The following is a 9,119-nucleotide window of genomic DNA, read 5'->3' as shown; positions in this document are numbered from 1 at the left end:
CCCGGATGGCTCCACTTCTACAATCATCACCGCGTCCACTCCGCCATCGGAGCCAAGCCACCGGTCACCCGACTGACCAACGTCCCCGGACATCACACCTAGCCCCCGCCCGGTGGTTGAGGTGCGAGGAGCGCCAGCGACGAGCCTCGAAACCTCCGGGCCCGCCTACGCCACGTAGCCCCGGGGGTTTCGAGGCTCGCTGCGCTCGCACCTCAACCACCGGGCGGCGCTGCGCTCGCACCTCAACCACCGGGCGGCACGTCGCTCGCACCTCAACCACCGGGCGACGGGCGTCTGTCCACAGGCGGCATCGGGTCGAGTTTCCTCCGGGCGCTGGATGGGGACCCGGACTCCCATGCCCTGGACCTACATCGTGCGCTGCAACGACGACTCCTACTACGTCGGGAGCACCGTCGATCTCGAGGGACGCATCTGGCAGCACAACTCCGATGACCTCGGCGCCCTCTACACCCGCAGACGCCGACCGGTCGTCCTTGTCTGGAACGCCTGGTTCGAGAGGATCGAGGACGCCTTCGCCTACGAGAAGCGCGTCCAGGGATGGAGTCGCAAGAAGCGGGAGGCGCTGATCAACGGCGATGACGCGCTACTTCCCGACCTCTCGCGCCGCGCTGCTGTCCAGCGACGCGCTGCCGAGCAGGACGAGACTCCCGAGGACTGATCCGGTCCGGTGGTTGAGGTGCGAGGAGCGCTAGCGACGAACCCTTCCCGGTGGTTGAGGTGCGAGGAGCGCTAGCGACGAGCCTCGAAACCTCCGGGCCCGCCTACGCAAGGTGGGCCCGGAGGTTTCGAGGCTCGCTGCGCTCGCACCTCAACCACCGGGCGGCACGTCGCTCGCACCTCAACCACCGATGGCCCGGGGGTTTCGAGGCTCGCTGCGCTCGCACCTCAACCACCGGGCGGGTGGTGCCGGGAGCCTCCCCACGGGGCTCCCGGCACCCGGTCCTACAGCAGCTCCAGGGCCCCGGTCAGCACGCCGCGGAGCTTCTGCTCGATCTCGTCGAAGTGCTCCTGGCCGCAGATCAGCGGGGGCGAGAGCTGGATGACCGGGTCGCCCCGGTCGTCGGCACGGCAGTAGAGGCCGGCGTCGTACAACGCCTTGGAGAGGTAGCCGCGGAGCAGGCGCTCGGACTCGTCCTCGTCGAAGGTCTCCTTGCTGGCCTTGTCCTTGACGAGTTCGATGCCGTAGAAGAAGCCGTCGCCACGGACGTCGCCGACGATCGGCAGGTCGAGCAGCTTCTCGAGCGTCGCGCGGAAGTCACCCTCGCGGGCCCGTACGCCCTCGTTGATGCCTTCGTTCTCGAAGATCTCGAGGTTCTTCAACGCCACCGCGGTGGAGACCGGGTGGCCTCCGAAGGTGTAGCCGTGGGCGAACATCTCCGCGCCGTGCGCGAACGGCTCGTACAGCCGGTCGCTGGCGATCATCGCGCCGAGCGGGGCGTAGCCGGACGTGATGCCCTTGGCGCAGGTGATGATGTCGGGCTGGTAGCCGTAGCGCTCGGCACCGAACATGTGGCCCAGCCGCCCGAACGCGCAGATCACCTCGTCGGAGACCAGCAGGACGTCGTACTGGTCGCAGATCTCGCGGACCCGCTGGAAGTAGCCCGGGGGCGGCGGGAAGCAGCCGCCCGCGTTCTGCACCGGCTCGAGGAAGACGGCGGCCACCGAGTCGGGGCCCTCGTTCTCGATCTGTACGGCGATCTGGTCCGCCGCCCAGCGGCCGAACGCCTCGGCGTCGCCGCCGTCGTCGTGGAACCGCTCGGGTGCGCGGTAGAAGTTGGTGTTCGGCACCCGGAAGGTGGACGGGACCAGCGGTTCGAACTGCTGCTTGAGACCGGGCAGGCCGGTGATCGACAGGGCGCCGTGGGTGGTGCCGTGGTAGGCGATGGTCCGCGAGATCACCTTGTGCTTCATCGGCTTGCCGACGAGCTTGAAGTAGTTCTTCGCGAGCTTCCAGGCGGACTCGACGGCCTCCCCGCCACCGGAGGTGAAGAAGACCCGGTTGAGGTCGCCGGGCGCGTAGCTGGCGACCTTCGCGGCGAGCTCGATGGCGGTGGGGTGCGCGTAGGACCACAGCGGGAAGAACGCGAGCTCGGAGGCCTGCTTCGCCGCCACCTCGGCCAGGTCGGTGCGCCCGTGCCCGAGCTGGCTGACGAACAGCCCGCCGAGGGCGTCGAGGTACTTCCGCCCATGGGCGTCCCAGATGTAGGCGCCGTCGCCCCGCACGATCACCGGCACCTCGGCCGTGTCGTACGACGACATGCGGGTGAAGTGCATCCAGAGGTGGTCGCGGGCGGACTGCTGGAGGGCTGCGTGCTGTTCGGAGTCGTGGGCCACCCGCCCATCTTGACCCGTTCAGTCGTCACGAGCAAGTGAATCCGTCGCCAGTTCACCAGATCGCAACGGATTTCGTTGTTGGAGTGCTTCCCCGCGGCGGAGATGCTGGCTAGGCTCGCGGCCATGACCCCCCTGCGGAACCTGATCAACGGTGAGCTCGTCGACGCGGCCTCGGGCGCCACCTACGAGGTCGTCAACCCGGCCACGGGAGCGGCGTACGCCACCGCGCCGGCGAGCGCGACCGAGGACGTCGACCGTGCGATGCGCGCTGCCGACGCCGCGTTCGAGGTCTGGGGCGACACGACCCCGCGCGAGCGCCAGGAGGCGTTGCTCCGCATCGCGCAGGCGCTGGAGGACCGGGCGGACGAGTTCGTCCGCGTGGAGTGCGAGAACACCGGCAAGCCGCTGGGCCTGACCGCCGAGGAGGAGCTGCCGCCCAGCGTCGACGAGCTGCGCTTCTTCGCCGGGGCCGCGCGCGTGCTCGAGGGCCGCAGCGCGGGCGAGTACCTCAAGGACCACACGTCCTGGATCCGCCGTGAACCGATCGGCGTCGTCGCCCAGGTGACGCCGTGGAACTACCCCCTGATGATGGCGATCTGGAAGATCGCACCCGCGCTCGCCGCCGGCAACACGGTGGTCCTCAAGCCCAGTGACACCACCCCGGCGAGCACCGTGCTCCTCGCCGAGCTGGCGAGCGAGTTCCTGCCACCCGGCACCCTCAACGTGGTGTGCGGCAACCGGGACACCGGACGCGCGCTCATCGAGCACCCGACCCCGCAACTGGTCGCGATCACCGGCTCCGTGCGGGCGGGCTCGGAGGTGGCCGCCTCTGCGGCGACCGACCTCAAGCGGGTCCACCTCGAGCTCGGCGGCAAGGCCCCGGTCGTCGTGTTCGACGACGCCGACATCGCCGCTGCGGTGGAGTCGATCGCGACAGCCGGCTACTTCAACGCCGGCCAGGACTGCACCGCAGCCACCCGCGTGCTCGTCGCCGACGGCGTCCACGACGAGTTCGTCGCCGCCCTCGCCGAGCAGGCCCTCGCCACCCGCACCGGAATGCCCGACGACGCCGACGTCCTCTACGGCGCCCTGAACAACCCCGACCAGCTCGCCCGGGTCAGCGGCATGGTCGACCGCCTGCCCGACCACGCCTCGATCAACGCGGGTGGGGCACGCGCCTCGGTGACCGGCGGCGAGGGCGGCTACTTCTACGAGCCCACCGTCGTCTCGGGCCTGCGCCAGGACGACGAAGCGGTCCAGCACGAGATCTTCGGTCCGGTGATCACCGTCCAGCGGTTCGGCGACGAGGCCGAGGCGCTCCGCTTCGCCAACGGCGTCCAGTACGGCCTGTCCTCCAGCGTCTGGACCAAGGACCACGGCCGCGCGATGCGGATGTCGCGCAAGCTCGACTTCGGCGTGGTCTGGATCAACACCCACATCCCCTTCGTCTCCGAGATGCCGCACGGCGGGTTCAAGCACTCGGGCTACGGCAAGGACCTCTCGATGTACGGGCTCGAGGACTACACGCGCATCAAGCACGTGATGTCCTATATCGGCGAGTGACATGCGGATCCTGCTGATCGGAGCCGGCGGCGTCGGCGGTGCGTTCGCGGCCATCGCGGCTCGCCGCGACTTCTTCGAGACCATCGTCGTCGCCGACTACGACCGCGCCCGGGCCGAGAAAGCCGCTGCCGCCGACGAGCGGTACGTCGCCGCGCAGGTCGACGCGTCCTCGGCGGAGTCGGTGGCCGCGCTCTGCCGTCAGCACGCCATCACGCACGTGATGAACGCGGTCGACCCGGTGTTCAACATGGCCGTCTTCAACGGCGCGTTCAGTGCCGGTGCCGACTACCTCGACATGGCGATGTCGCTCTCGAAGCCGCACCCCGAGACGCCGTACGAGAAGACCGGGGTGAAGCTCGGCGACGAACAGTTCGCCGTGGCCGCGGACTGGGAGGCTGCCGGCCGGCTCGCCCTGGTCGGCATGGGTGTCGAACCGGGCCTGTCCGACGTGTTCGCGCGCTACGCCGCCGACCACCTGTTCTCCGAGATCGACGAGCTCGGCACCCGCGACGGCGCCAACCTCGTGGTCACCGACGACGCAGGCAAGGAGATCTTCGCGCCGTCGTTCTCGATGTGGACCACGATCGAGGAGTGCCTCAACCCGCCGGTGATCTGGCAGGACGGCGCCTGGCACACCACCGCGCCGTTCAGCGAACCGGAGGTCTTCGACTTCCCCGAGGGCATCGGGCCCGTCGAGTGCGTCAACGTGGAGCACGAGGAGGTGCTCCTCATGCCGCGGTGGATCGACTGCAAGCGGGCGACCTTCAAGTACGGACTCGGCGAGGAGTTCATCACCATCCTCAAGGTGTTGCACACGCTCGGGCTGGACCGCACCGAGAAGGTGCGGGTGAAGGGGGTCGAGGTCTCACCGCGCGACGTCGTCGCTGCCGTGCTGCCCGACCCGGCGACCGTCGGGCCGCGGATGACGGGCAAGACCTGCGCCGGCCTCTGGGTGACCGGTACCGGCAAGGACGGCGCCCCGCGGTCGACGTACCTCTTCCACGTGGTCGACAACGAACAGACCATGGCGGAGTACGGGCACCAGTGCGTGGTCTGGCAGACGGCGATCAACCCGGTCATCGCGCTCGAGCTGCTGGCCACCGGAGTGTGGCAGGGCACCGGCGTGCTGGGGCCGGAGGCGTTCGACGCGGTGCCCTTCCTCGACCTGCTCACCGCCTACGGTTCGCCGTGGGGCCAGCGGGAGCAATGACGACGCATCCCGCCCACGCGCTGGCCGACGCGGCGGCCCCACGACCCCTGTGGCTCGACACTCCCCTGCGCCCGGCGGCCCGGCCGTCCGTTGGCGACGAGGTCGTCGACCTCCTGGTCATCGGCGGCGGTTTCACCGGTCTCTGGACGGCCTTGCGGGCGAAGGAGCGCGACCCGGACCGGTCCGTGCTCCTGGTCGAACGCGACCGGATCGCCGAACACGCGACCGGTCGCAACGGCGGGTTCTGCGAGGCCAGCCTGACCCACGGACCCGCCAACGGGAAGGACCGTTGGCCCGACGAGTACGACGACCTGGAACGCCTCGGCCAGGAGAACCTCGACCAGATCGAGGAGACCGTACGGCGTCACGGGATCGACTGTGACTTCCGGCGATCCGGGCAGCTCGAGGTCGCCACCCGACCGCACGAGGTGGACCTGCTCGAGCCCGACGTCGACGGGTTCCTCGACGCGGACGCCGTACGCACGTTGCTCGACTCCCCCACCTACCTCGCCGGCCGACTCGACGCGGACGGCTGCGCGATGGTCGATCCGGCCCGGCTGGCCTGGGGCCTGGCCGACGCGGCCGAGTCCCTCGGCGTCCGGATCGCCGAGAACACGGCCGTCACCCGGATGCGTCGCCGCGGCGACCTGGTCGAGGTGCGCACCGCCCACGGCACGATCCGGGCCCGGCAGGTCGCGCTGGCGACCAACGTCTTCACCTCGCTGTTGCGCCGCCTCCGCCAGCGGGTCGTCCCGGTCTACGACCACGTGCTCGCCACCGAGCCGTTGTCGCCGGAACAACTGGCGTCCCTCGGCTGGACCGACCGCTTCGGTGTGGCCGACAGCGGCAACCTCTTCCACTACTACCGGCTCACCGAGGACAACCGGATCCTGTGGGGCGGCTACGACGCGGTCTACCACTTCGGCAAGGGCATCGACGCGCGCCACGAACAACGCCCGGAGACACACCGGTTGCTGGCCGAGCACTTCTTCACGACCTTCCCCCAGCTCGAGGGACTGGGCTTCTCCCACCGCTGGGGAGGCGTGATCGACACCTGCTCGCGGTTCTGTGCCTTCTTCGGCCTGGCTCGCAAGGGCCGCGTGGCCTACGCGACCGGTTTCACCGGCCTGGGGGTCGGCGCCTCGCGGTTCGCCGCCGACGTGATGCTCGACCTGCTCGAGGGTCGACCCACCGAGCGCACCCGGCTGGCCATGGTGCGCGAGAAGCCGACGCCCTTCCCGCCCGAGCCCTTCGCATGGGTCGGGATCCAGCTCACCCGGTGGGCGTCGGCCCGCGCGGACGTGACCGGACGACGCAACCTGTGGCTGCGCACCCTGGACCGCTGGGGACTGGGCTTCGACTCCTGACGCGATGCGCCGGAGGAACTTCCACCGTTCCGCCTCCGGCAACCCCCGCCCGGGACTAACGTCCGCACCAGAAGGGGGCTTCGTGATGATGCGATTCCTGGCGCGCCTGTTGGCCGCAATCCTGTTCCTCACCCTGGCTGTCGACGCCACCGCTGCGGAGGCGGCCACCCGACCCTCCGCGCCGCGGGCGGTGAAGGCGACACCCGGCAACCTGGCCGTCAAGGTCAGCTGGGTCGTCCCCGCCTCGAACGGCGGCGCTGCGATCGACCGGTACGCCGTGCAGCGGTGGAATCCGACCACGCGGAAATGGGTCACCGTCAAGATCACGACGGCCAGCACCAGGTCGTGGACGAACACCGGTCTCACCAACGGGACGAAGTACTTCTTCGTGGTCCTGGCGCACAACCGACTCGGGTGGGGCAGGCCGAGCGCGCAGGTCTCCGCAACGCCACGCACGGTGCCGTTGTCCCCGCGCTTCCTCGAGGCCGACGTCTACGACAGGGCACTCGGCACCTTCTGGGTGGCGCCCAGCAGCAACGGCGGCGCACCCGTCGACTCCTACCGGGTCGAGATCTCGACCGATGGTGCGACGTGGACCAACCCCAAGGACGTGCCCACCGTCGGCGTCAAGACGACCGCCCCGGTGATGTTCAGCCTCCTCACCGCCGGCAACAGGTACTGGGTGCGCGTGCGCGCCCACAACGCGGCAGGCTTCGGTGTCGGCACCAGCTCCGGCCCCTACCGCGCCATCGCTCCACCCGGCCCGGTCACGAGCCTGGACGCCGTCGTTGGAGACGGCCAGGTCGAGCTGAGCTGGGTGGCTCCACCCTCACCGGCCAGCGCCCCCGCCATCGCCCAGTACAAGGTCGAGAGGAGCACGGACGGCACGACGTGGACGGAGATCGCCGTGACGACCGACGACTCCTACCTCGCCACCGGGCTCACCAACGGGACCACCTACCAGTTCCGGATCAGCGCCCGGTCAGCCATCGAGCGGGTCGGGTATGGCACGACGGCGACCATCACTCCGAGTGCGCCGGGCTCGCCCGGCGTTCCGCTGAGCCCGACGCTCGAAGGGAGCGACAGCGACACCACGCTGGACTGGTCGGCGCCCACCAGCAACGGCGCCAGCGCCTTGACGAAGTACGAGGTCGAGTCGTGGACCGACCCGACGGCGCGGTCCGTTCAGGAAGTGGATCCCGGCACCACGGAGGCATCAGTGGACGAGCTCGCCCTCACCCACACCTTCCGGGTACGGGCGTGCAACGCCATCAGCTGCGGTGCCTGGTCGGCCGAGATCGGACCCATCCCGGGTGTGGTCCAGGACCTCGCCGCCGAGGCGACCGGATCGACGGTGTCCCTCGACTGGGAGGCGCCGGCCAACGCCGCCGTCGCTGTCACCGACTACACGGTGTCGCGCAGCACGACGACCGACGGTCCGTGGACCGAGCTCGACACGACGGCCGGGACGGCCTTCGTCGACGAGACCGCGTCACCCGAGACGACGTACTGGTATCGGGTCGTCGCGAACGGCGCGGACGGATCCGGCGGGTGGGAACCCATCGAAGTCACGACGGGCCCGGCACACCTCCTCAGCGCCTCGCCGACGTCGATCACGGTCAACGAGAACGGCAACAACACGTTCCAGGTGACCCTGGATCCCGTGGTCACCGAGGACACGGTGATCCAGGTGGCGACGTCGGACTCGTCGGCGGCTGTTCCCGCCTCGTCGACCGTGACGATCCCGTCGGGCCAGTCCTCGGCGAACGTGACCATCAACGGGATCAACGACCTCAACCTCGCCGCGGAGGCGGTGACGATCACGTTGAGCTACGGGACGCAGGCGAAGCAGGTCTCGGTCACGGTGATCGACGACGACGTCCAGACGATCGTCGCCGACCCCACCGCAACCGTCACCGCCGGCGACACCACGCAGGTCGGTGTGGCCCTCCAGTTCCAGCCGACCGGGAACGTCACCGTCAACGTCGGCGTCGACCCCAGCGACACGGAGACGGCCACCGTCACGCCCAGCTTCCTGACCTTCACCCCGTCGAACTGGAACGTCCCTCAGTCCGTGACGATCAACGGTGTCGCTGCTGGTGGCGCCACGGTCTCCCTCACGTCGACCGGCGTGACGACCAAGACGATCGACGTCACCGTCGAGGAACCCTAGGCGCGGCGCAGCTTTCGTCGTACCCAGGAGATCGGCAGCAGGCTGAACGGCAGCCCGAGCCCCAGCAGGATCAGGGGCAGGCCGAGCGAGCGGCTGTAGAGCTCGTCGCCGCGAACGGTGGCGGTGATCGTGTCGCCGACCTCGTTGTCGCCCGAGCCCTGGATGGGGCCGGTGTGGACGACGCCGTCCTGGGTCCAGCGGGCGGTGCAGTACTGGGAGGCCTTCTTGTAGCCCACGTCGAGGTCGCAGCGGAGCACCTCGGCCTCGACCTTCTCCCCAAACTGTCGCTGCCCGAGCAGCCACAGTCCGGACCCCACCAGCACCAGCGGGATGATCATGATGACGGCGACCAGGACGTTCACGACGATCTTCATCGGGAGCGATTCAGGAGGGCGCTGCACCTCGGTCATGGATCGAGCATGGCACCGCCGCCGCGCACCGGGAATGGCGC

At 69.6% G+C, this 9,119-nt stretch carries 7 protein-coding genes and 1 pseudogene; 6 read left to right on the top strand and 2 right to left on the bottom strand.

The features are described 5' to 3' along the window. Nucleotides 1-102: pseudogene (locus tag ACOACQ_RS23420) on the top strand (IS481 family transposase); the annotation flags it as partial. Between the two features lie 253 nt (nt 103-355). Beyond that, nucleotides 356-679: a GIY-YIG nuclease family protein gene (locus ACOACQ_RS23415; protein WP_378599989.1), complete on the top strand. Its 324-nt coding sequence runs from the start codon at nt 356-358 to the stop codon at nt 677-679. 284 nt (nt 680-963) lie between these two features. Here the strand turns inward: ACOACQ_RS23415 and ACOACQ_RS23410 are convergent, their stop codons facing one another. After that, the gene (locus ACOACQ_RS23410) at nt 964-2,355 is read right to left on the bottom strand and encodes an aspartate aminotransferase family protein (protein WP_378599992.1); all 1,392 of its coding nucleotides are present in this window, start codon (nt 2,353-2,355) and stop codon (nt 964-966) included. 123 nt (nt 2,356-2,478) lie between these two features. Between ACOACQ_RS23410 and ACOACQ_RS23405 the strand changes: the two genes are divergently transcribed. From ACOACQ_RS23405 to ACOACQ_RS23390, 4 genes are all read left to right on the top strand, one after another. Continuing rightward, complete coding sequence (locus ACOACQ_RS23405; protein ID WP_420289399.1) at nt 2,479-3,918, top strand: gamma-aminobutyraldehyde dehydrogenase; 1,440 nt, start codon at nt 2,479-2,481, stop codon at nt 3,916-3,918. A 1-nt stretch (nt 3,919) separates the two neighbouring features. Beyond that, a complete protein-coding gene (locus ACOACQ_RS23400; protein WP_420289398.1) occupies nt 3,920-5,128 on the top strand; it encodes a saccharopine dehydrogenase family protein in 1,209 nt (402 codons plus the stop codon). After that, complete coding sequence (locus ACOACQ_RS23395; RefSeq protein ID WP_420289397.1) at nt 5,125-6,495, top strand: NAD(P)/FAD-dependent oxidoreductase; 1,371 nt, start codon at nt 5,125-5,127, stop codon at nt 6,493-6,495. Before ACOACQ_RS23400 ends, ACOACQ_RS23395 begins: the two co-directional genes overlap by 4 nt. Before the next feature lie 85 nt (nt 6,496-6,580). Next, nucleotides 6,581-8,668, top strand: a complete 2,088-nt coding sequence (locus ACOACQ_RS23390) for a fibronectin type III domain-containing protein (RefSeq protein ID WP_420289402.1) — start codon at nt 6,581-6,583, stop codon at nt 8,666-8,668. Here ACOACQ_RS23390 and ACOACQ_RS23385 read toward each other — a convergent pair. Beyond that, complete coding sequence (locus ACOACQ_RS23385) at nt 8,665-9,078, bottom strand: hypothetical protein (RefSeq protein ID WP_420289396.1); 414 nt, start codon at nt 9,076-9,078, stop codon at nt 8,665-8,667. The two genes, ACOACQ_RS23390 and ACOACQ_RS23385, sit on opposite strands and share 4 nt — an antisense overlap. Between the last annotated feature and the right edge of the window lie 41 nt (nt 9,079-9,119).

It is taken from the genome of Nocardioides sp. CPCC 206347 (genome assembly GCF_048654605.1).
Taxonomy (GTDB): Bacteria; Actinomycetota; Actinomycetes; order Propionibacteriales; family Nocardioidaceae; genus Nocardioides.
This window is presented reverse-complemented; position numbering and strand designations above follow the sequence as displayed.

Coding starts and splice junctions, on each gene's coding strand:
- ACOACQ_RS23415 (WP_378599989.1), top strand. CDS start 356: ATGCCCTGGACCTACATCGTGCGCTGCAACGACGACTCCTACTACGTC.
- ACOACQ_RS23400 (WP_420289398.1), top strand. CDS start 3,920: ATGCGGATCCTGCTGATCGGAGCCGGCGGCGTCGGCGGTGCGTTCGCG.
- ACOACQ_RS23405 (WP_420289399.1), top strand. CDS start 2,479: ATGACCCCCCTGCGGAACCTGATCAACGGTGAGCTCGTCGACGCGGCC.
- ACOACQ_RS23395 (WP_420289397.1), top strand. CDS start 5,125: ATGACGACGCATCCCGCCCACGCGCTGGCCGACGCGGCGGCCCCACGA.
- ACOACQ_RS23390 (WP_420289402.1), top strand. CDS start 6,581: ATGATGCGATTCCTGGCGCGCCTGTTGGCCGCAATCCTGTTCCTCACC.
- ACOACQ_RS23385 (WP_420289396.1), bottom strand. CDS start 9,078: ATGACCGAGGTGCAGCGCCCTCCTGAATCGCTCCCGATGAAGATCGTC.